Origin of the sequence: Microbacterium sp. CFBP 13617 (genome assembly GCF_014839445.1) — a bacterium.
GTDB lineage: Bacteria > Actinomycetota > Actinomycetes > Actinomycetales > Microbacteriaceae > Microbacterium.
The window spans coordinates 214,009-237,229 of sequence record NZ_JACYNW010000004.1; the positions used below are offsets into that span (position 1 = coordinate 214,009).

Genomic DNA, 23,221 nt, shown 5'->3' on the forward strand with positions numbered 1-23,221 from the left:
ATTCCATGCACGACCGCACCGCGCTCATCGAGATGCGCATCGACCGCTTCATCCGCGAGCGGCTCGCCCCCGCCGTCTACCGCACCCGCGAACCCCTCGACGTCTCGGCCTGGGAGGCCCCGGGCGAGCCCGTGACCTTCGCCGAGGCCCGGGATGCCGCATACCGTCCCTTCGCCGTCGGCACGCCGTGGGGCCGGGCGTGGGGGACCACCTGGTTCGCCGTGTCGGGTCGGATCCCGACCGATTGGCGCGACGCCGCGGGCAACCTGCCCGAGGGCACGGTGGCCGAGCTGGTCATCGACCTCGGCTTCACCGCCGGCCAGAGCGGCTTCCAGTGCGAGGCCCTCGTCTGGAACCGCGACGGGGCGCCGATCAAGGGCGTCTCGCCGTTCAACAACGCCACCCCGGCGGCCCTCGACGCCGACGGCCGTGTCGACGTGCTCGTCGAGGCCGCGTCGAATCCCGACGTGGGAAGCCTCTTCACCTTCGAGCCCACGCACCTGGGCGACCTCGCGACCGCGGGCGACGCTCCTCTCTATACGCTCCGCGACATGTCGATCGGTCTGCGCGACCTCGCCGTGTGGGAGCTGCTGCAGGACTTCCGTCTGCTGCAGGGCCTGCTCGCCGAGCTCGACGCGACCTCCGCGCGCCGCGCGACCCTGCTGCAGGGCATGGATGCCGCGATCGACGCGGTCGATCCCGACGACGTCGCGGGCACGGCCCCGGTCGCCCGCGAGGTGCTGGCTCCGCTGATGGCCGCGCCCGCGGCATCCAGTGCGCACGTGCTGCACGCCGTCGGCCACGCCCACATCGACTCGGCGTGGCTCTGGCCCGTGCGCGAGACCGCTCGCAAGGTCTCGCGCACGTTCAGCAACGTGCTCTCGCTCATGGACGAGGACCCCGAGTTCGTGTTCGCGAGCTCGTCGGCGCAGCAGTTCGCCTGGATGAAGGAGCACTACCCGGCCCTCTGGGAGCGGCTGAAGGCCCGTGTCGCCGAGGGGCGCTTCGTGCCCGTGGGCGGCATGTGGGTCGAGTCCGACACCAACATGGTCGGCGGCGAGGCCATGGCCCGTCAGTTCGTCGAGGGCAAGACGTTCTTCCTCGACGAGTTCGGCATCGACACCGAAGAGGTGTGGCTTCCCGACTCGTTCGGCTACAGCGGCGCGCTGCCGCAGATCATGAAGGCCGCGGGGGCCCGCTGGTTCCTCACGCAGAAGATCTCGTGGAACGAGACCAACCGCATCCCGCACCACACCTTCCGCTGGGAGGGCATCGACGGCTCGCGCATCTTCACCCACTTCCCGCCGGTCGACAAGTACAACTCCGAGGTCACCGCGGCCGACCTCGCCCACGCCGAGCGCAACTTCTCGGACAAGGGTCGTGCGCGCACCTCGCTCCTGCCCTACGGCTTCGGCGACGGCGGCGGCGGACCCACCCGCGAGATGACCGCGACGATCGCCCGCACGCACTCGCTCGAGGGCGCGCCGATCGTGAAGCACTCCACCCCGCGGGAGTTCTTCGAGACGGCCGAGGCGGAGTACGCCGACCCGGCCGTCTGGGCGGGGGAGCTGTACCTCGAGTTCCACCGCGGCACCTACACCAGCCAGCTCCGCACCAAGCAGGGCAACCGTCGCAGCGAGCACCTGCTGCGTGAGGCGGAGCTGTGGGCGGCGACCGCGACCGTGCGCACGGGGGCCGCCTACCCGGCCGAGACGTTCCAGCGGCTGTGGCGTCTGGTGCTGCTGCAGCAGTTCCACGACATCCTGCCCGGCACCTCGATCGCCTGGGTGCACCGCGACGCCGAGCGCAATTACGAGGCCATCGCCGCCGAGCTCGAACAGGTCATCGCCGACAGCCTCCGCGCCCTCGTGGGCACCGGCGACCGCGCGGTCGTGGCCAACGCCGCCCCGCACCGTCGCGCCGGCGCCCTCGCGCTCGCGATCGCCCCCGTCACGCCCGCGGGCGACGTCGCCCCGCGCGCCGCGGGCGAGGCGTTCGTGCTCGACAACGGCATCGTGCGCGCCGAGATCGACGGCCGGGGCCTGATCGTCTCGCTCGTGGATCTGGCATCCGGTCGCGAGGTCGTCCCGGCGGGGCAGGTGGCGGGACTGTTCGAGGTGTTCCGTGACACGCCCACCCAGTGGGACGCGTGGGACATCGACGAGACGTACCGCCGACACGTCACGCCCCTCGACGCGGCCGACAGCGTGCGCATCGAGGGTGACGCCCTCGTCGTCGAGCGATCCTTCGGCGAGTCCGCTCTCGTCACGCGCATCGCGCTCGGCGAGGGGGCGCGCACGGTGCGTCTGTCGCTCGACGTCGACTGGCACGAGCAGCAGAAGCTGCTCAAGCTCGGCGTCCCCGTCGACGTGCACACCGACCGCGCGGCATCCGAGATCCAGTTCGGGCACATCGTGCGCCCGACCCACACGAACACGTCGTGGGATGCCGCGCGTTTCGAGACCGCCGCGCACCGCTGGGTGCGTGTCGCCGAGCCCGGCTTCGGCGTCGCGGTGACGAACGACTCCACGTACGGCCACGACATCACGCGGCACGAGCGGGCGGCGGGCGGCACGTACTCGCTGGTGCGCCTGTCGATCATCCGCTCGGCGGTCTTCCCCGACCCGGGTCAGGACCAGGGCGCGCATCACCTCGAGGTGGGCATCGTCGTCGGCGCCGGCGTGGTCGACGCGGTGGCCGAGGGCTACCGCACCAACCTGCCGGCCCGCGTCGTGGCCGACGCGGCCGAGGAGTCGGTCGCCCCGCTCGTCGCGATCGACGAGCCCGGCGTGGTCGTCGAGGCGGTCAAGCTCGCGCAGGACGGCTCGGGAGACGTGATCGTGCGCCTGTACGAGGCCCTCGGACAGCGCTCGCACGCGCGGCTCGAGGCGGGCTTCGAGGTCGACGGCGTCATCGAGACCGATCTGCTCGAACGCGAGACCGACCCCGTCGCGGTGTCGAACGTCGCGGGCGGCGCGGTCGAGCTCGACCTGCGCCCCTTCCAGCTGGTGACGCTGCGGCTGAAGCGCTGACGAGGGGCGCCGTCGGGCGCGAGAGAGACGCGGTGCGGCCGGGGTGCGAGATGCCCCCGGCCGCATCGTTCGTTCGCGGGTGCCCTGCCGGGGCGATGGGGGTGACCACGAGCGCCCGTTTCCGTCGGGTAGGCTGTACACGGCTCTCCGCGTGGCGGTATCCCGGCCAACTCCCCCAGGACGGAAACGTAGCAAGGGTAACCAGGCTCTACCGGGTGCGCGGAGGGTCTTTTCTTTTGCCCCGACGCCCGCGTGACGTCTCGTCTCAAGCCCGGGCGAAGGGCCCGTCGAGCACCGCCCACTGCAGCAGCAGGATGGTCTTGGCATCCTGGATCGCGCCGTCGCGGATCATCGACAGGGCGTGATCGATGTCGTACTCGAGGATCTCGATCTCTTCGCCCTCCTCGATCAGACCCCCGTGTGCGCCGACTCCGCTCGCGCCGTCGTAGGGGGCGGCGAAGAAGTGCAGGCGCTCGGTGACGGAGCCGGGGCTCATATAGACGTCGAACACGTGCTGCACCTCGGCGACCCGCACCCCGGTCTCTTCCTCGGCCTCGCGGCGGATCGCGGTGACGGGGTCGTCGTCGTCGAGGAGCCCCGCCGCCGTCTCGATCAGCATCCCGTCGGGGTGGTCGTTGACGTACACGGGGTAGCGGAACTGCCGGGTGAGCAGAACCGTGCGCCGTGACGGGTCGAACAGCAGGATCGTCGCCCCGTTGCCGCGGTCGTAGGTCTCTCGCGTCTGGGTGGACCACTCGCCGCGATCGTCGCGGTAGCGGAAGGTCGTCGCGCGCAGCACGTGCCACCCGGCGGCGAGGAGCTCCACGTCGGTGACCTGCACGCGGGGGTTGCGGTCGAGATCGAGTCCGGTGAGGTGCAGGCCCGTGCGGCCGCGGTGGTCGGGGACGGTGGTGCCGGGGTGTGCGGGGGAGAGATCAGCCATGATTCGGAACGATAATGCAGAAACGTGAAAGAATGCGAAGCGTGTTGCTCCCCGCCGCTCGCAGAGACGCCCTGCTCGACCGCCTGCGCCGAGACGGGCGCCTCGTCGTGAAAGACGTCGCGCTCGACCTCGGCCTCTCCGAGGACAGCATCCGTCGCGACCTCCGAGAATTGGATGCCGCGGGCCTCGCCGTGCGCGTCTACGGCGGTGCACTGCCGGCTTCGCCGGCGGTCGCCGACTACGACACCCGCGCCCGTGTCGCCCGGGACAGCAAGACGCGCGTGGCCGAGGCCGCGGTGGCCCTGATCGAACCCGGCGCCACCGTGCTGCTCGACGGCGGCACGACGACGCTCGCACTCGTCGACGCGCTGCCCCGCACGTTCGCGGGCACGCTCATCACGCACTCGCCCACCATCGCGGCGGCGCTGCTGCACCACGACGCCGAGGTCATCATGCTCGGCGGGCGCCTCTTCAAGCACTCCGCCGTGGCGTGCGGGGCCGCGGCCGCCGAGGCCGCCCGGGGGATCAGCGCCGACGTGTTCTTCCTCGGCGTCACGGGCGTCCACCCCTCGGCGGGATTGACCACCGGCGACGCCGATGAGGCGGCGATGAAACGCGTGCTCGCCGAGCGGGCCGCCGAGACGTTCGTGCTCGCGAGCGAAGAGAAGCTCGGCGCGGCCTCGCGATTCGGCATCCTCCCCCTCGACGCGGTGGCGGGCGTGGTCGCCGATCTCGATGGCGACGCGGTCCTCGCCGAAGAGCTGACCCGGGCGGGCGCGCGACTGATCGGCACGGGGGCGCGCCGCGAGACGTGAGCGGGCGCATCCCGATCACTCGACGCCGAAGCAACCCCGGTGCGATGTCCCCGGGCCGCAATAGGCTGGCTGCGTGACGCAGAGCATCTACATCACGTCCGCCGAGGGGCACTCGGGCAAATCCTCCGTCGCGCTCGGAGTGCTCGACGCACTCAGCCGCGTCACTCCGCGCGCGGGGGTGTTCCGGCCCATCGCGCGATCCACCGCCGAGCGCGACTACGTGCTCGAGATGCTGCTCGACCACGACAGCGTCGACCTGGCGTACGACGACTGCGTCGGCGTCACCTACGACGACGTGCGCGACGACGCCGACGCCGCGCTCGCCCGCATCGTCGAGCGCTACAAGGCCGTCGAGGCCCAGTGCGACGCCGTCGTCATCATCGGCAGCGACTACACCGACGTCGGCAGCCCCGCCGAGCTCGCCTACAACGCGCGCATCGCCGCCAACCTCGGCGCACCGGTGCTGCTGGTGCTCGGCGGTCGCGCGCAGCAGGGCCACAGCGAGACCCTGGGCCTGTCGGTCGCGCGCACCCCCCAAGAGGTCGGGCAGATCGCCTCGCTGGCGATCTCCGAGCTGCAGCACGAGCGCGCCGCGCTGTTCGCCGTCATCGCAAATCGCGCCGACGCCGACCGGCTCGACGAGGTCGTGGCATCCGTCCGCCAGGTCGTCGACGCCGCGCACGTGGCAGACACCGCCGAGCGGCGCCGCGTGCCGGTCTGGGCCCTGCCCGAAGACCGCTTCCTCATCGCCCCGTCGGTGCGGGGCGTGCTGCGCTCGGTCGAGGGCGAGCTGATCAAGGGCGATCCGGCCCTCCTCACCCGCGAGGTGCTGGGCGTCGTGGTCGCCGGCATGTCGATGGTCAACGTGCTGCCCCGGCTGAAGGAATCCGCGGTCGTGGTGATCCCGGCCGACCGCTCCGAGGTGCTGCTCGCCGCCCTGCTCGCCAACGCGTCGGGCACCTTCCCCTCCCTGGCCGGCATCGTGCTCAACGGCGGGTTCGAGCTGCCCGACGCGATCGTGCGACTCATCGACGGTCTCGGCTCGCCGCTGCCGATCATCGCCACCGACCTGGGCACGTACGACACCGCCGTGCGCATCATGAACACCCGCGGGCGCCTGGCCGCCGACTCGCAGCACCGATACGACACGGCCTTGGCGCTGTTCGAGCGTCACGTCGACACCGAGCTGCTCACGAGCGAGCTCGGCGTCGCTCGCCCGAGCGTCGTCACCCCGCTCATGTTCGAGTACGGCCTGGTCGACCGCGCGCGCACCGACCGCCGCCGCATCGTGCTGCCCGAGGGCACCGACGATCGCGTGCTCCGCGCCGCCGCCACCGTGCTCGCGCGCGGCATCGCCGATCTCACCATCCTCGGCGAGCCCATCGAGGTGCGCGGGAGGGCCATCGAGCTCGGCATCGACATCCGCGACGCCGAGGTGCTCAGCCCCTTCGACGCGGTGCACGTCGAGAAATTCGCCACCGAGTACGCACGGCTCCGCGCACACAAGGGCGTCACCCACGCGCAGGCCGCCGACACCGTCACCGACGTGTCGTACTTCGGCACGCTGATGGTGCACCTGGGCCTGGCCGACGGCATGGTCTCGGGTGCCGCGCACACGACCGCGCACACGATCCGCCCGGCGTTCGAGATCATCAAGACCGCCCCCGGCGTCTCGGTCGTCTCGAGTGTGTTCCTCATGGCGCTCGCCGACCGGGTGCTCGTCTACGGCGACTGCGCCGTCATCCCCGATCCCACCAGCGAGCAGCTCGCCGACATCGCCGTGTCGTCGGCCGCGACCGCCGAGCAGTTCGGCATCGAGCCGCGCGTGGCGATGCTGTCGTACTCGACCGGCGAGTCGGGCACCGGCGCCGACGTCGAGAAGGTGCGCACCGCCACGGCCCTCGTGCGCGAGCGTGCCCCCGAGCTTCTCGTCGAGGGCCCGATCCAGTACGACGCCGCCGCCGACGCCGCGGTCGCCCAGGCCAAGATGCCGGGATCCGAGGTCGCGGGCCGCGCGACGGTGTTCGTCTTCCCCGATCTGAACACCGGCAACAACACGTACAAGGCCGTGCAGCGCTCGGCCGGAGCCGTCGCGATCGGGCCCGTGCTGCAGGGTCTCAACAAGCCCATCAACGACCTGTCGCGCGGCGCCCTCGTCGACGACATCGTCAACACGATCGCGATCACCGCGATCCAGGCCCAGGGGAGCCCCGCGTGAGTGTCGTACTGGTCGTCAACAGCGGTTCGTCGTCGTTCAAGTACCAGTTGCTCGACATGGAGCACGAGCAGGTGCTCGCCTCGGGACTGGTGGAGCGCATCGGCGAGCCCTCGACGGGCCCGGGGACCGGCGGAGTCGCCCAGCACACCGTGAAGGCTGCGGCCCTGGCCGCCGTCGACGGACCCGCCCCCGCGGTGACCGACGCCACGTTCACCATCGAGCGCGAGATCCCCGACCACACGGCGGGCTTCGCCGTCATGCTCGAGGCGTTCGCCGCGCACGGACCCTCGCTCACGCAGCGCCCGCCCGTCGCCGTCGGCCACCGGGTGGTGCACGGGGGCGCGCGCTTCTTCGAGCCGACGGTCATCACGCCCCTCGTCGAGATCAACATCGACGAGCTCTCGGTGCTCGCGCCCCTGCACAACCCCGCCAATCTCGCGGGCATCGTGGCGGCGAAGAAGGCCTTCCCCGACGTGCCGCACGTCGCCGTCTTCGACACCGCGTTCCACCAGTCGCTGGCGCCCGAGGCGTACACCTACGCCATCGACCGCGAGGTCGCCGAGGCCCACCGCATCCGCCGCTACGGGTTCCACGGCACGAGCCACAAGTTCGTCAGCGAGTCGGCGGCGGCCTTCCTCGGTCGCCCGCTCGGCGAGCTCAAGCAGATCGTCTTCCACCTCGGCAACGGTGCGTCGGCCGCCGCGATCGAAGGCGGGCGTTCGGTCGACACCTCGATGGGCCTGACCCCCCTCGAGGGTCTGGTGATGGGCACGCGGTCGGGCGATCTCGATCCCGCCGTGCTGTTCCAGCTGGCCCGCCGTGCCGATATGTCGATCGCCGACCTCGACACCCTGCTCAACAAGCAGTCGGGGCTCAAGGGGCTCGCCGGAGTCAGCGACATGCGCGACATCGGCGAGCGACGGGATGCCGGTGACCCGGCCGCCCAGCTGGCCTTCGACGTCTACATCCACCGGCTCCGTGCATACGCCGGCGCCTACCTGGCGCAGCTCGACGGCGTGGATGTCATCTCGTTCACCGCGGGGGTGGGCGAGAACTCGCTCCGCGTGCGCGAAGAGGCGATGGCCACCCTGGGCTTCGCCGGCGTCGAGATCGACCCCGAGCGCAACGCGCGGCGCGAGCGCGGCATCCGTCGCATCTCCTCCGACGCCTCGCGCGTCGAGGTGCTCGTGGTCCCCACCGACGAAGAGCTCGAGATCGCCCGCCAGACCCTGTCGGTCACGTCCTGAGTCACCCCTCGCCGCTACGCTGATCACCGCGGCGCCAGGGGCGGCCGTTCGCCCTCTTCGCCGATTCGGAGCCCGCCATGACCGACACCTCCACGTTGCCCGACCTCACCGCCTACGACGCGGTGCTGTTCGACCTCGACGGTGTGCTCACGCCCACGGCCGAGGTGCACATGCGCGCGTGGAAAGAGATGTTCGACGAGCTGTTCGCCGCCTGGAAGATCGAGCCGGCGTACACCGATCGCGACTACTTCGAGTACGTCGACGGCAAGAAGCGCTACGACGGCGTCGCCAGCCTGCTGCGCAGCCGCGACGTCGAGGTGCCGTGGGGCGATCCGTCCGACGACCCGTCCGAAGACACCGTGTGCGGCGTCGGCAACCGCAAGAACGCCGTGTTCTCGCGCATCCTCCGCGCCGAGGGCATCGCTCCCTACCCCGGCTCGGTGGCGCTGCTCGACGTGCTCGAGACCGCGGGGATCCCCATCGCCGTCGTGTCGAGCTCGAAGAACGCCGTCGAGGTGCTCGAGGCGGCGGGCCTGCGCGAGAGGTTCCCCGTCGTCATGGACGGAATGGTCGCCGAGCGCGACCACCTGGCGTCCAAGCCCGCCCCCGACGTGTTCGCCGAGGCCGCGCGCATGCTCGGCGTCGACCCGGCCCGGTCGGTCGCCGTCGAAGACGCGCTCAGCGGCGTGCGCTCCGCCGTCGCGGCCGGATACACCGTCGTCGTGGGCGTCGATCGCGGCGTCGGAGCCGAAGACCTCGCCGCAGCCGGCGCCACGGTGGTCGTCGACGACCTCGCCGCGTTCGTAGACTGAGCCGTCGCCACCCGCGACGCCCCCACCGTCGTCCCCACGACGAACCCGAGCTCCACCCGCGCGAACGGCATGCCGCCCTCACGCGGAGACCCGAACCCGCCACCGGAAGGCACGCCCCGATGATCGATCGCGATCGCTTCCCCATCGACGAATGGCGCCTCGTCGAGACCGAGTTCTCGCTCGACGACGTCGGCGTCACCGAGACCCTCTTCGCCCTCGGCAACGGCTACCTGGGCCTGCGCGGCAACTCCATCGAGGGCCGCTTCGCCCTCGAGCAGGGGACCTTCATCAACGGGTTCCACGAGACGTTCCCGATCCGTCACGCCGAGCAGGCCTACGGCTTCGCCGAGGTCGGGCAGACGATCATCAACGCGCCGGATGCCAAGGTCATGCGCGTCTACGTCGACGACGAGCCGCTCTCGCTCGACGTCGCCGACGTGCGCGAATACGAGCGCGTGCTCGACATGCGCCAGGGGATCCTTCGTCGCACCCTGCTCTGGGTCACCCCCTCGGGCAAGCACGTGCGCATCGAAGACGACCGTTTCGTGTCGTTCGACGAGAAGCACCTCGCGGTGCTGCGTCTCACGGTGACCGTGCTCGACGCCGACGCACCCGTCACCGTCAGCAGCCAGCTGCTGAACCGTCAGGACGGCGAGGGCATCTACGGCGGCTCGCCGATGGCATCCAAGCAGTCCGGTTTCGACCCGCGTAAGACCGAGAAGCTCAGCGACCGTGTGCTGCAGCCGCGCGAGTACTGGCAGGACGGCAACCGTTCCGCGCTCAGCTACGAGGTCACCGAGTCGAACATGACGCTGGCCGTCATCGCCGACCACCTGGTCGACACCGAGAACGACTACACCGCGCGTCAGCTCATCGAGCCCGACATCGCCAAGAACGTCTTCCGGGTGCACGCGCGCGCGGGGGTGCCCACCACGATCACCAAGCTGGTGAGCTACCACTCCTCACGCGGCGTGCCCACGGGGGAGCTGCTCGACCGGTGCCGCCGCACCCTCGACCGCGCGGTCGAGACCGGCATCGACAAGCTCATCGAGAAGCAGATCGCCTGGTACGCCGACTTCTGGGAGCGCTCGGACGTGCGGATCGGCGGTCACGGCGACCTGCAGCAGGCCACCCGCTGGTGCCTGTTCCAGCTCGCCCAGGCGGCGGCGCGCGCCGACGGCCAGGGGGTCCCCGCCAAGGGCGTGACCGGGTCGGGCTACAGCGGCCACTACTTCTGGGACACCGAGGTCTACGTGCTTCCATTCCTGGCGTACACGTCACCGCAGTGGGCTCGCAACGCCCTGCGCATGCGGTACCTGATGCTTCCGGCTGCGCGCAAGCGCGCGCACCAGCTGAACGAGGCCGGGGCGCTGTTCCCGTGGCGCACGATCAACGGCGAGGAGGCCTCGGCGTACTACGCCGCGGGCACCGCGCAGTACCACATCAACGCCGACGTCGCCTTCGCGCTGGCGAAGTACGTGCGCGCGACGGGTGACGAGGAGTTCCTCGCCCGCGAGGGCGTGGACATCGCCGTCGACACGGCGCGGCTGTGGTCGACGCTGGGCTTCTGGCGCTCCAGCGACTCCGCCGAAGACGGTGAGCAGGACTCGTTCCACATCCACGGCGTGACGGGTCCCGACGAGTACACCACCGTCGTCAACGACAACCTCTTCACCAACGTCATGGCCCGCTTCAACCTGCGCTTCGCCGCGCGGACGGTGCGCGACCTCGCCGACAACAACCCCGACGCGTACGCCCACATGGCCGACCGCATGAACCTCGACCCCTCCGAGCCCGAGCGGTGGGAGCGCGCCGCCGAGGCGATGCACATCCCCTTCAGCCCGGCCCTCGGCATCCATCCGCAAGATGCCGTGTTCCTCGAGCGCGAGATCTGGGACCTCGAGAACACCCCGCCCGACCAGCGCCCCCTGCTGCTGCACTTCCACCCGCTGGTCATCTACCGCTACCAGGTGCTCAAGCAGGCCGATGTGGTGCTGGCGCTGTTCCTGCAGGGCAACCACTTCACGGATGCCGAGAAGCTCGCCGACTTCGAGTACTACGACCCGCTGACCACCGGTGACTCCACGCTGTCGGCGGTCGTGCAGTCGATCCTCGCCGCCGAGGTGGGGTACCAGGACCTGGCGCTGGAGTACTTCCGTCAGGCCGCGTTCGTCGACCTCGGCGACCTGCACCACAACGCCTCCGACGGTGTGCACGTCGCGTCGGCCGGTGGCGTGTGGACGGCGCTCGTCAGCGGCTTCGGCGGCATGCGCGACCACTTCGGACTGCTGACGTTCGACCCGCGCCTGCCCGCCGACTGGCCCGAGCTGTCGTACGTGCTGCACTGGCACGGCACTCGACTCAACGTCACCGTCACCGCCGATGCGCTCACGCTGCGCGCCGGGCACGAGGGCGACCCCGTCACCTTCGCCGTTCGCGGCGTCGACTACACCGTCGCGCCCGGCGCCACCGTGCGGGTGACCCTGCACGGACAGGGCCCGGTGCGCCCGGGACGCCCCTCGATCCGTCAGCTCGAGGGTTCGGTGCGCGAGGACGGCACGCTGCTGTCGGCCTCGGTGCCGATCGTCACGGCGACGATCCCGGTCCTGAACGACGACGACGCCCCCATCGCGGTCGGCCTCGACGGAGGTTTCTGACCCGCGCGCACGCGGCGGCCCCCCGTGCGGGGGTCGCCGCGTGCGGCGTTTCCGGCGTGCCGGGTCTCCGGCCGTGAGGGGCGGGTGGTCGGGCCACGAGGTGCGGGTGGCCGCGGATGCGCGGGAGCATGCCCGCGCCCGTGCGGGGCGGAGGGTCGGGGACCGGGGGAGGACCTGGGTGCCCGTGGCATCTCCGCTCGTCCCTCGTCCTCCCCTCGCCCCGCGTCGCTGCTCCTTCGCGCCCCGCGCGGTCGCTGTGCCCGCGCTCGCGGCGCGCTGTCGAGGTTTCGGACCCCGACGGACGAGGCCGCGGAGGCGATGTCGGAGGTACGCCGTAGGCTGTTCGGGTGACGACAGCCCTGTACCGCCGATACCGCCCGCAGGCGTTCGGCGAGATGATCGGGCAGTCCCAGGTGACCGACCCGCTCATGACCGCCCTGCGCAGCGACCGGGTCGGCCACGCCTACCTGTTCTCGGGTCCGCGCGGGTGCGGAAAGACCACCTCGGCCCGCATTCTCGCCCGCTGCCTCAACTGCGCGGCCGGTCCCACCGACACCCCGTGCGGCGTCTGCGACAGCTGCGTCGAGCTCGGTCGCGGCGGGGGAGGGTCGCTCGACGTCGTCGAGATCGACGCGGCCAGCCACAACGGTGTCGACGACGCGCGCGACCTGCGCGAACGCGCCATCTTCGCGCCGGCTCGCGATCGCTTCAAGATCTTCATCCTCGACGAGGCCCACATGGTCACGCAGCAGGGCTTCAACGCTCTGCTCAAGCTCGTCGAAGAACCCCCCGCGCACGTGAAGTTCATCTTCGCCACCACCGAGCCCGAGAAGGTCCTCGGCACCATCCGCTCGCGCACGCACCACTACCCGTTCCGGCTCGTTCCGCCGGCGGCCATGCTCGAGTACGTCCAAGAACTCTGTGAGACCGAGGGCGTCGCCGTCGAGGCCGGAGTCCTGCCTCTCGTCGTCCGAGCCGGCGGGGGATCCCCGCGTGACACGCTCTCGCTGCTCGATCAGCTCATCGCGGGGTCCGACCCCTCGACGGGGTCCGAGACCGCGCAGGCCGGACAAGTGCTCGTGCGGTACGAACGCGCCGTCGCCCTGCTGGGGTACACCCACTCAGAGCTGCTCGACGAGGTCGTCGACGCGTTCGCCGCGAACGACGGCGCCGGCGCCTTCGCCTCCATCGACCGCGTCGTGCAGACCGGCCAAGACCCCCGGCGCTTCGTCGACGATCTGCTCGAGCGTCTGCGCGATCTGATCATCGTCGCCGCCACCGGGGCCGGAGCCGCGGCCGTCCTGCGCGGCGTCCCCGACGACGAGCTCGAGCGCATGTCGCGTCAGGCCACCGCCTTCGGCACCGCGCGCCTGTCGCGCACGGCCGACCTCGTCGTCGCCGCCCTCGACGAGATGACGGGGGCCACGTCACCGCGTCTGCAGCTCGAGCTGTTGGTGGCGCGCGTGCTCACCCACGCCGGGGTGTCGCAGGGGACGTCTCCCGCCACCGCGCACGACGTCGAAGCCTCGCGCACCTCCGCACCGGCGACCGGGCGTCCCGCCTCGCCGGCGGGCGAGATCGCCGCGCCTGCTGCTTCCCAGTCGCCTGCCGCTCAATCGCCTGCCGCTCCGCGCGTTGCTTCGCCGGGTGCGGCGTCGCCCCGCGTCGCTTCTCCGGGCGCATCCGCGCCGGGGGTCGCGAACCCCGGCACCGCCTCGTCGGGCGCCGTCGCGGCTCCCACGCGCGTCACCGCGCCGGTTGCCGCACCGGGCATCGCGTCACCCGGCATCGCTTCGCCGAACGTCGCGTCGCCGGGCATCGCCTCGCCGGGCATCGCCTCGCCCAGCGTCGCGTCGTCGGGAGTCGCCGCGCCGACGGTCGCCGCGCCCGGATCCGCGGCACCCGCCGTCGCGTCGCCGGGAGCCGCGCAGCCGCCGCGTTCCACCCCGGCCCCGCCGCCCGCGTCGAGCGCGTCCGACGATGACGCGCCGCCGCCGTTCACCGACGACGATGCTCCTCCGCCCTACGGCGACGACGACGGTGCGCCGGTCGACACCGGGTCGTTCCGGTCCGGTGCTCGTTCGGGAGCAGGTCGCGCGACGGCCTCGGCTTCGAGCACGGCCCCCGCGGCCGAAACCGAGGAGCCGGTGACGTCCCGTCCGACGACGGCCGCGAGCTCGCCTCCCGCGGCGGCGTCCGACACCACGTCACCTTCGTCCGCCGGGTCGCGCCCCGCGCCGGCCGAAGAGGCGCACCCGTTCGACACGGCGCCGACTGCCGCCGATGACGCATCCGACGTCGACGCGTTCCCGGCCGCCCCCACCGACACCGGTTCGGCCGACGCGGCGGATGCTCCCGCGACGGAAGCCCCCGCGGTGGATGCTCCCGCGGCGGAACCTCGCGCTGCGGATGCTCCCGCGGCGGATGCTCCCGCGGCGGATGCTCCCGCGACGGAAGCCCCCGCGCCGGATGCTCCCGCGGCCGAAGCCCCCACGGCGGAAGCTCCCGCACAGACGGCACCAGCGACGGATGCCCTCACAACGGACGCGCCCGACGCCTCGGCGGCCCCCGAGGCATCGCCGCTCGAACCGTCGGCCCCCACCCTGCCGGCCACGCCCGTCGGGCCGATCGAGCTGGGCCACGTGCGTGACGCGTGGCCCGAAGTGCTCGGCCAGCTCGAGGTGGCGAGCCGCTCGTCGTGGCTGGTGGTCTCGACGTCGACCGTCGCCGCCTTCGACGACGACGTGCTCACGCTGTCGTTCCGCACGGCGAGCGACCTGGGTGCCTTCAAGACGCGGACCCCCGAGGGCGGCCCGAGCGAAGACCTCCGCCAGGCCATCCAGGCCGTGCTGGGCGTGCGGGTGAAGTACCTCGCCCGTCTCGAGGGCGACCCACCCGGTTCCGGTGGTGCGGGTCCGGGCCGCCCCGGTGGACCCTCCCGTGGCCCCGCGAGCCCCCCGCCCCCGTCGGCGAGCCCATCGGGCGCGCGGTCGTCGGCGCCGTACGCGTCATCGGTCACCGAGTGGGCCGTCGCTCCCATCCCCACGTCGGGTGGGGCCGCTCCCGAGGCGCAGCGTGCGCCGATCGCCCCCACGACGGCTCTCGCCGTCGACGACGAACCGGCCGACGCGGCGGGCTCGGCCGAGGCGGTCGTCGTTCGCGAGGGCGCCGTCCTTCCGCCTCGCGATGTCGTGGCCTCGGTGCCGGCCCCCGACGAGGTCGACGATGACGACGTCATCCCACCCGCCGACGAGGTCGAGGCGCCGCTGCCGCCCGTCGTCGTGCCGCGCATGGCACCGCTCGGCGGTGGCGTTCAGCGCTACGGCGAGGCGGTCGTCCGCCAGATGCTCAGCGCCACCTACGTGCGCGACGAGCCCTACGAGCCCCCGACGAGGTTCAACTGATGTACGACGGAATCGTTCAAGACCTGATCGACGAGTTCGGACGCCTGCCCGGAATCGGGCCCAAGTCGGCGCAGCGCATCGCGTTCCACATCCTGCAGTCGCCCTCGTTCGACGTGTCGCGACTGTCGACGCTGCTCGGTGAGATCCGCGACAAGGTCAAGTTCTGCGAGATCTGCGGCAACGTCTCCGAACAGGACCGCTGCTCGATCTGTCGCGACCCGCGGCGCAACCCGGCGCTGATCTGCGTCGTCGAAGACGCCAAGGACGTCTCCGCGATCGAGCGCACCCGTGAGTTCCGCGGTTTGTACCATGTGCTCGGGGGCGCGATCAGCCCGATCGCCGGCATCGGTCCCGACGACCTGCGCGTCACGCAGCTCATGCAGCGTCTCGCCGACGGAACGGTGCAAGAGGTCATCCTCGCCACCAACCCCAACCTCGAGGGCGAGGCCACCGCCACGTACCTCAGTCGGCTGCTGCACACCCTCGAAATCCGCGTCACGCGTCTCGCATCCGGCCTGCCCGTCGGCGGCGACCTCGAGTACGCCGACGAGGTCACCCTCGGACGCGCTTTCGAGGGCCGCCGCACGCTCTGACTGCCGCCGCCCGACCCGCGCGACGCGGCGGCGCCTACCGCCGCGTCCGCGAACGCGCCCGCACGACGCTCGACAACGTCGCCCGCAACGGCTGCCCCAGGTAGATGCCCAGCGAGGCGCCCACGGCCAGGGCGATACCGATCGTGGCCGCCCCGGCCAGGGTGGTGACGCCCGTCATGAGCACGGCCGGGTCGTCGCCCGACTCGACGATGCCGAGCAGTCCGCGAAAGACCGCGGCACCGGGGACGAGGGGCAGGATCGCCGCCGTCGTGATCGCCACCGAGGGCACGTGCAGGCGATAGGCGACCACGATCCCGATGAAGCTTCCGATGAAGGCGCCCAGCCCGCTGGCCGCCGCCACCTCGAACCCGAGGGTCGAGGCGCCCACGTACCCGGCCCAGGCCACCAGGCTGAGAGCTGCGCTGACGACGATGATGCGCGCGCCGGCGCCGTTGAAGACGGCCACGGCGATGGCGATGACCGCGGCGCCGATGAACTGCACGGTGACGGGGCCCAGCGGCAGGGCGTTCGACGGCGGCGACATCCCGAGCCCGATCACCCGCACGGTCTCGAGGCCCGCGAGGATGCCGAGCACCACGCCGAGCGTCTGCGTGGTGAGTTCGAGGATGCGCCCGGTCGCCGTCAGCGCGAATCCGTCGATGGCATCCTGGGCCGCGCCGACCACGGTGAGCCCGGCGAGCATGAGCACGATCCCGGATGCCACGATCACCGACGGGCGGATCGCCGCGGCGGCGTCGAGCCCGGTGTACTGCAGCAGCGGTGACAGCGCGGCGACGACGGTGAGCACGAAACCCCCGGCGATCTGCGCGAAGAAGTAGGGAACGCGGGCGCGGGCCATCAGATGCTGGGTCGTGGCCGCCAGCGCGGCCGCGATGAACGACAGCACGAGGGCGAGCCAGTTCGCCCCGAACATGATGGCGACGCCGGCCGCGAGCGACGCCTGCGAGGCGATGACGATCGCGGGGCGGTACCGGAACGGCAGACGCCGGATGGCACGGCATCGGCTGATGGCGTCGTCGAGCGCGAGCCCGCCCGTGATCTCGGTGATGAGCGCCTGGAGGCGCTGGAGCTTGGCGTGGTCGGGCACCGATCCGCGCACCACGCGCAGCAGCGTCGTCGGGCGGCTCGCCCCCGGCCGACTGTGCGCGATCGTGATCGAGTTGTAGGTGACGTCGACGTGCACCGGGTCGAGTCCGTACGCGCCGCAGACCCGCACGATGGTCAGCGTCACCTCGCTGGCGGGCGCCCCGACGACGAGCATGGTCTCGCCGATGCGGATCGCGAGGTCGAGGATGCGCGTCGACAGCGCCTCGTCGATGACGGGCAGCAGCTGCGTGTCGGTGGTCGCCTCGTCGTCGGTGTGCACGAGACGGCGAAGCGACGACAGCAGTCGACGCGAGGTGGGGGACAACCGCGGGCCTCCAGGAACACGAACCGGGCGGGAGGGCTCGATCCTATCCGCGCGGGGCTGGGTGCACGCATGACGGGGGCGGCATGCGCCCGCCCCTAGGATGGGTCCTCGGGCGCGGCATCCGAGCGCCCCGTCGTGGCATCCCGACGCCCGACCCATCCGGGAGTTCCTCTTATGGCGCTGATCGTCCAGAAGTACGGCGGTTCCTCCGTCGCCGATGCCGAGAGCATCAAGCGGGTCGCGAAACGCATCGTCGACACGCGTCGCGCCGGTCACGAGGTCGTCGTCGCCGTCAGCGCCATGGGCGACACGACCGACGAACTGCTCGATCTGGCGAACCAGGTCGCGCCGATCCCCGCCCCCCGCGAGCTCGACATGCTGCTCTCCAGTGGTGAGCGCATCTCGATGGCGCTGCTGGCGATGGCGATCCACTCGATGGGCTTCGAAGCGCGCTCCTTCACCGGCAGCCAGGCGGGCATGATCACGGATGCCACGCACGGCGCCGCCCGCATCGTCGACGTCACCCCCGTGCGCTTGCGCGAAGCCCTCGACGAGGGGGCGATCGTCATCGTCGCCGGTTTCCAGGGCTTCAACCGCGACACCCGCGACATCACCACCCTCGGCCGTGGTGGCTCCGACACGACCGCCGTCGCGCTCGCCGCCGCCCTGAAGGCCGACGTGTGCGAGATCTACAGCGACGTCGACGGCATCTTCACCGCCGACCCGCGCGTCGTGCCGCTGGCCCGCAAGCTCGACCGCGTGGGCAGCGAAGAGATGCTCGAGCTCGCCGCCAACGGCGCGAAGGTGCTCTACATCCGCGCCGTCGAGTACGCCCGCCGTCACGGCGTGCTGATCCACGCCAGGTCCACGTTCAGCGCGGGCGAGGGCACCTGGGTGCTCGACGCCTCCAAGAAGTCCCCGCTCGTCCCCGAGGGAGCCACCATGGAAGAGCCCATCGTCGCCGGCGTCGCCACCGACCTCAGCCAGGCCAAGATCACCGTGATCGGTGTTCCCGACGTCCCCGGCAAGGCCGCCGACATCTTCAAGATCGTCGCGAAGTCCGGCGCCAACGTCGACATGATCGTGCAGAACGTGTCGGCCGCGGCGACCGCTCGTACCGACATCTCGTTCACGCTGCCCAAGACCGACGCCGCGACCGCCCTGCGCGCCCTCGCCGGCGAGCAGTCCGAGGTCGGGTTCGAGAGCCTGGTGCACGACGACCAGATCGGCAAGCTCTCGGTCGTGGGCGCCGGCATGCGCACCCACTCGGGCGTCTCGGCGACCCTGTTCGAGGCGCTCAGCCTCGCGGGCGTGAACATCGAGATGATCTCGACCTCCGAGATCCGCATCTCGGTGGTCGTGCGCGGCGTCGATCTCGCCGAGGCCGCGCGCCTCGTGCACACCGCCTACGGCTTGGACGGCGAGGCCGAGGCCACCATCCACGCCGGCACCGGTCGCTGACACTCCCGTCCGCGCGTCGCGGGTGCGAAACTCCTGAGTTCCGCTGCGCCGCTCGCGCGCATCCGCGCAATACCGCCATCCACCGGCGCATCCAGGTCGACTTCTCCGGAGTTCGGCCCCCGGCAGACGACCTGTCCCGGCCCGCGCGCTAGCCTGACCCGAACGCCGCGTTCGCGGCATCCACTCCCGAACACCCGAGGACCTCGCATGACCCGCATCTCCGATTCCGGAATCTCCCTCGCCGTCGTCGGCGCCACCGGCCAGGTCGGCACCGTCATGCTCGAGATCCTCGCCGAGCGTGCGTTCCCGATCCGCGAGCTCCGTCTGTTCGCGACGGCCCGCTCCGCCGGCTCGTCCATCGAGTTCGCCGGTCACTCCGTGATCGTCGAAGACGTCGCCACGGCCGACCCCGCCGGGGTCGAGGTCGCGCTCTTCTCGGCCGGTGCCACCGGCAGCCGCGCGCACGCCCCGCGTTTCGCCGAGGCGGGCGCCCTGGTCATCGACAACTCCAGCGCCTGGCGCATGGATGCCGAGGTGCCCCTCGTCGTGAGCGAGGTCAACCCCCACGCCATCGACCAGGCCGTCAAGGGCATCGTTGCCAACCCGAACTGCACGACGATGGCCGCGATGCCCGTGCTGAAGGTGCTCGACACCGAGGCCGGCCTCGAGCGTCTCATCGTCAGCACCTACCAGGCCGTCAGCGGCTCCGGCCTCGCCGGAGCGCAGGAACTGCTTGGCCAGGTCGAGGGCGTGCTCGCCCAGGGCGGCGTCGAGCGGCTCGTCCGCGACGGTTCGGCTCTCGACTTCCCGGCGCCCGAGAAGTACGTCGCGCCCATCGCCTTCGACGTCATCCCCTTCGCCGGCAACCTCGTCGACGACGGCCAGAACGAGACCGACGAAGAGAAGAAGCTCCGCAACGAGAGCCGCAAGATCCTCGAGCTCCCCGACCTCCGCGTCGCCGGCACGTGCGTGCGCGTTCCCGTGTTCACCGGTCACTCGCTCAGCATCAACGTCGAATTCGCCCGCGACCTCACCCCCGAGCGCGCGCGCGAACTGCTCGCCGAGGCCCCCGGCGTGCGCCTCGAAGAGGTCCCCACGCCGTTGCAGGCCGCCGGCACCGACCCCAGCTACGTCGGACGCATCCGCGCCGACCAGTCCGCCCCCGAGGGCAAGGGTCTCGTGCTGTTCATCAGCAACGACAACCTGCGCAAGGGCGCGGCGCTGAACGCGGTGCAGATCGCCGAGATCGTGGCGCAGAAGCTCTCCGCCACGGTCTGAGCCTCGGCATCCGGATGCCGTTACCCGGGGGTTGTCTCGACATCGAACCGACCGATCTCTCGATGTCGAGACACCTCTCGGCGCGCACCTAGAATCGTCGGGTGACTGAAAACGTCGATGTTCTCCTCATCGGTGGCGGCATCATGTCCGCCACTCTCGGCACGCTGCTGAAAGACCTCCAGCCCGATCTGAAGATCGCTGTGCTGGAGCGCTTGAGCGACGTCGCGCAGGAGAGCTCCAACGCCTGGAACAACGCGGGCACCGGACACGCGGCGCTGTGCGAGCTGAACTACATGCCCGAGGGCAAGGACGGCTCGATGGACCCGGCCAAGGCCGTCGCCATCAACGAGCAGTTCCAGCAGAGTCGTCAGCTGTGGGCCTCGCTGGTGGCCGAAGGCGTGCTGGACGAGCCGTCGACGTTCATCAACGCCACCCCGCACATGACCTTCGTCCGCGGCGAGAAAGACGTCGCGTTCCTGCGCAAGCGCTACGAGGTGCTCAAGCTGCAGCCCCTGTTCGCGGGCATCGAGTACAGCGAGGACTCCCGCGTCATCAACCAGTGGGCCCCGTTGCTCATGCAGAAGCGTCGCAAGGGCGAGCCCTTCGCCGCCACGCGGGTCCCCGCCGGAACCGACGTCGACTTCGGCTCGCTCACGCGCCAGCTGTTCACGAACCTGCGCGAGAAGGGCGTCGACGTCGCCACGAACCACGACGTCAAGAAGCTCAAGAAACAGAAGGACGGGTCGTGGCAGGTCTCGTACCGCCACGTCATCGGCGGTACGCCCGGATCGATCAACGCGAAGTTCGTCTTCGTGGGGGCCGGTGGCTGGGCGCTCAAGCTGTTGCAGCGTTCGGGCATCCCCGAGATCAAGGGCTACGGCGTCTTCCCGATCGGCGGACAGTGGCTGAAGACCTCCGACCCCGGCATCGTCGCCCAGCACCAGGCCAAGGTCTACTCGCAGGCGTCGGTCGGCGCACCGCCCATGTCGGTGCCCCACCTCGACACCCGCGTCGTCGACGGGGAATCGGCTCTGCTGTTCGGCCCGTTCGCGACCTTCAGCCCCAAGTTCCTCAAGAACGGCTCGATGCTCGACATCGTCACGCAGGTGCGTCCGCACAACCTGCTGCCGATGCTCAAGGTGGCCGTCGACAACCCCGGTCTCATCAAGTACCTCGTGAGCGAGCTGGTGAAAACGCACGCGAAGAAGGTCGACAGCCTCCGCGAGTTCATGCCCACCGCGAAGGACGAGGACTGGGAGCTCCTCGATGCCGGTCAGCGCGCCCAGGTCATGAAGCGCGACAAGGACAAGGGCGGCGTGCTGCAGTTCGGCACCGAGGTCATCACCGCCGAAGACCGCTCGATCGCGGGACTGCTCGGCGCCTCGCCGGGAGCCTCGACCGCCGTGTCGATCATGCTGGGACTCATCAAGACGTGCTTCCCCGAGCGCATGGCCGAGTGGGAGCCGCGTCTGCGCACGCTGATCCCCAGCTACGGCGAGACGCTCAACACGCGTCCCGAGGCCGCCCGCACAGAGCTGGATGCCACGGCCCAGGCGCTCAAGATCAACGCCTGAGGTCGTCGTGGCGAAGCTGTACTTCCGCTACGGGGCGATGAATTCGGGCAAGTCGACGGCCCTGCTGCAGGCGGCGTACAACTATGAGGAGCGCGGCCAGCGCGTGCTCCTGGCCAAGCCCGAGATCGACACCAAGGGTGCCGACCAGATCGATAGTCGGCTCGGCGTGAATCGCCCGGTCGACTTCCTGGTCGCTCCCGACGACGACCTCCGCGCCGTGTTCCAGAGCGCGGCGGGGCACGCCCCGGTGGCGTGCCTGCTGGTCGACGAGGCGCAGTTCTTCACCCCCGCGCAGGTCGACGACCTGTTGCGCATCGCGGTGCTCGACGGCATCCCGGTGCTCGCCTACGGCATCCGCACCGACTTCCGCACCGAGGCGTTCCCGGGGTCTGCGCGGCTCATGGAGATCGCCCACAGCCTCGAAGAGCTCAAGACCATCTGCCGGTGCGGTCGCAAGGCGATCTTCAACGCGCGGCTGGTCGGCGGTCGGTTCGTGTTCGACGGCGATCAGGTCGCGATCGACGAGGGCCAGATCGCGGGCGAGGTCACCTACGAGTCGATGTGCGCCGTGTGCTACCTGCGCGAGTCGGGCGGGCGGCTCGACGGCCGCTGACGGGCGCCCCGCTGCGAGGGCCGCGGGCGCCGGGCGATAGCCTGGGGTCATGCGCGTACTCCTGGCCGGCGGTGCCGGTTATATCGGAACCCACACGGCCGTAGCCCTTCTCGAAGCCGGGCACGACGTCGTCCTCCTCGACGATCTGTCGGGCACGCACGCCGTCGCCGCTGAGCGCGTCGAGCGCATCACCGGCAAGCCGGCGCCGCTCGTGGTGGGCGACGCCGCCGACGACGCCGTCGTGTCGGCCGTCTTCGACGAGCACGGCCCGATCGACGCGATCATCCACCTGGCGGCGTTCAAGGCGGTGGGGGAGTCCACGCAGAAGCCCCTGGAGTACTACTCCAACAACCTCGACACGACCTTCGCCCTGCTGCGCGCCGGTATCGCCCACGGCATCCGCTCGTTCGTGTTCTCGAGCACCGGCACGGTGTACTCCGACCCGGCCGACCTGCCGTTCACCGAGGAGTCCACCACGAGCGTCGACCTGTCGAACGCGTACAGCAAGTCCAAGCGTATGAACGAGGTCGTGCTCGCCGACGTGGCGCGCGTGAACCCCGAGCTCAACGTCACGGTGCTGCGCTACTTCAACCCCGTGGGGGCGCACCCGTCGGGCCTGATCGGCGAAGACCCCGCCGGCATCCCGAACAACCTGATGCCGTTCGTCTCGCGCGTCGCGATCGGAACGCTCGACGAGATCGGCGTCTTCGGCTCCGACTACGACACCCCCGACGGCACGGGCCTGCGCGACTACATCCACGTCGTCGACCTGGCCGAGGGCCATGTCGCCGCCCTCGAGCAGGCGCAGCCCGGTCACCAGGTGTTCAACCTCGGTACCGGTCGCCCCGTGAGCGTGCTCGAACTCGTCGCGTCGTTCGAGAAGGCCGTCGGCCATGATCTGCCGAAGAAGATGCTCGACCGTCGTCCCGGCGACGTCGCCGCGACGTACTGCGACCCGACGAAGGCCGCCGACGTCCTGGGGTGGCGCACGCGCTTCTCGATCGACGACGCGTGCCGCGACTACTGGAACTGGCAGACGACCAATCCGGCGGGCTACGCGAGCGCCGACGCCTCCTGAAGAGGGCACACGTAAGGTGGGGTGGTCCGGCCACGCCGCCTCGGCCGGTCGAACGGGGGATGCC

General features: G+C 71.0%; 15 protein-coding genes and 1 other RNA gene. 14 read left to right on the plus strand and 2 right to left on the minus strand.

The features are described 5' to 3' along the window. The first annotated feature begins 5 nt into the window (after positions 1-5). Both IFU40_RS12955 and ffs read left to right on the plus strand, forming a co-directional pair. A complete protein-coding gene (locus IFU40_RS12955) occupies positions 6-3,032 on the plus strand; it encodes an alpha-mannosidase (protein ID WP_191926590.1) in 3,027 nt (1,008 codons plus the stop codon). Between the two features lie 138 nt (positions 3,033-3,170). Next, an RNA gene (ffs, locus tag IFU40_RS12960) (signal recognition particle sRNA small type) lies at positions 3,171-3,267 on the plus strand. Positions 3,268-3,297: 30 nt separating this feature from the next. Here the strand turns inward: ffs and IFU40_RS12965 are convergent. Next, positions 3,298-3,975, minus strand: coding sequence for an NUDIX domain-containing protein (locus IFU40_RS12965; protein ID WP_070409477.1), 678 nt, complete (start codon positions 3,973-3,975; stop codon positions 3,298-3,300). Between the two features lie 41 nt (positions 3,976-4,016). On the opposite strand from IFU40_RS12965, the gene IFU40_RS12970 reads away from it, so the two are divergent. From IFU40_RS12970 to recR, 7 genes are all read left to right on the plus strand, one after another. Beyond that, the gene (locus IFU40_RS12970; protein ID WP_342343525.1) at positions 4,017-4,790 is read left to right on the plus strand and encodes a DeoR/GlpR family DNA-binding transcription regulator; all 774 of its coding nucleotides are present in this window, start codon (positions 4,017-4,019) and stop codon (positions 4,788-4,790) included. A 73-nt stretch (positions 4,791-4,863) separates the two neighbouring features. After that, entirely contained in the window at positions 4,864-7,008 is a 2,145-nt protein-coding gene (gene pta, locus IFU40_RS12975; protein WP_055838501.1) for a phosphate acetyltransferase, read from the plus strand. Then, complete coding sequence (locus tag IFU40_RS12980) at positions 7,005-8,255, plus strand: acetate/propionate family kinase (RefSeq protein WP_070409479.1); 1,251 nt, start codon at positions 7,005-7,007, stop codon at positions 8,253-8,255. Before pta ends, IFU40_RS12980 begins: the two co-directional genes overlap by 4 nt. A gap of 77 nt (positions 8,256-8,332) precedes the next feature. Continuing rightward, positions 8,333-9,067 (plus strand): HAD family hydrolase, encoded by a 735-nt coding sequence (locus IFU40_RS12985; protein ID WP_070409480.1) that lies wholly within the window; start codon positions 8,333-8,335, stop codon positions 9,065-9,067. Positions 9,068-9,186: 119 nt separating this feature from the next. Next, on the plus strand, positions 9,187-11,724 hold the full coding sequence (locus tag IFU40_RS12990) for a glycoside hydrolase family 65 protein (RefSeq protein WP_055838492.1): 2,538 nt from the start codon (positions 9,187-9,189) through the stop codon (positions 11,722-11,724). Between the two features lie 347 nt (positions 11,725-12,071). Beyond that, positions 12,072-15,128 (plus strand): DNA polymerase III subunit gamma and tau, encoded by a 3,057-nt coding sequence (locus IFU40_RS17235; protein ID WP_342343526.1) that lies wholly within the window; start codon positions 12,072-12,074, stop codon positions 15,126-15,128. Beyond that, a complete protein-coding gene (gene recR, locus IFU40_RS13000) occupies positions 15,128-15,721 on the plus strand; it encodes a recombination mediator RecR (protein WP_055838486.1) in 594 nt (197 codons plus the stop codon). The genes IFU40_RS17235 and recR overlap by 1 nt, the downstream gene beginning before the upstream one ends. A 34-nt stretch (positions 15,722-15,755) precedes the next feature. On the opposite strand, the gene IFU40_RS13005 is transcribed toward recR, so the two are convergent. Next, on the minus strand, positions 15,756-17,153 hold the full coding sequence (locus IFU40_RS13005) for a threonine/serine ThrE exporter family protein (protein WP_191926591.1): 1,398 nt from the start codon (positions 17,151-17,153) through the stop codon (positions 15,756-15,758). Positions 17,154-17,327: 174 nt separating this feature from the next. Here IFU40_RS13005 and IFU40_RS13010 point away from each other — a divergent pair, with 174 nt between their 5' ends. From IFU40_RS13010 to galE, 5 genes are all read left to right on the plus strand, one after another. Beyond that, entirely contained in the window at positions 17,328-18,614 is a 1,287-nt protein-coding gene (locus tag IFU40_RS13010; protein WP_055838480.1) for an aspartate kinase, read from the plus strand. Positions 18,615-18,821: 207 nt separating this feature from the next. Further along, entirely contained in the window at positions 18,822-19,892 is a 1,071-nt protein-coding gene (locus tag IFU40_RS13015) for an aspartate-semialdehyde dehydrogenase (protein WP_055838477.1), read from the plus strand. Positions 19,893-19,993: 101 nt separating this feature from the next. Next, a complete protein-coding gene (locus IFU40_RS13020) occupies positions 19,994-21,466 on the plus strand; it encodes a malate:quinone oxidoreductase (RefSeq protein ID WP_055838473.1) in 1,473 nt (490 codons plus the stop codon). Between the two features lie 7 nt (positions 21,467-21,473). Continuing rightward, positions 21,474-22,079: a thymidine kinase gene (locus IFU40_RS13025; protein ID WP_055838470.1), complete on the plus strand. Its 606-nt coding sequence runs from the start codon at positions 21,474-21,476 to the stop codon at positions 22,077-22,079. 49 nt (positions 22,080-22,128) lie between these two features. Then, positions 22,129-23,157, plus strand: coding sequence for a UDP-glucose 4-epimerase GalE (gene galE / locus IFU40_RS13030; protein WP_191926592.1), 1,029 nt, complete (start codon positions 22,129-22,131; stop codon positions 23,155-23,157). The last annotated feature ends 64 nt before the right edge of the window (positions 23,158-23,221 follow it).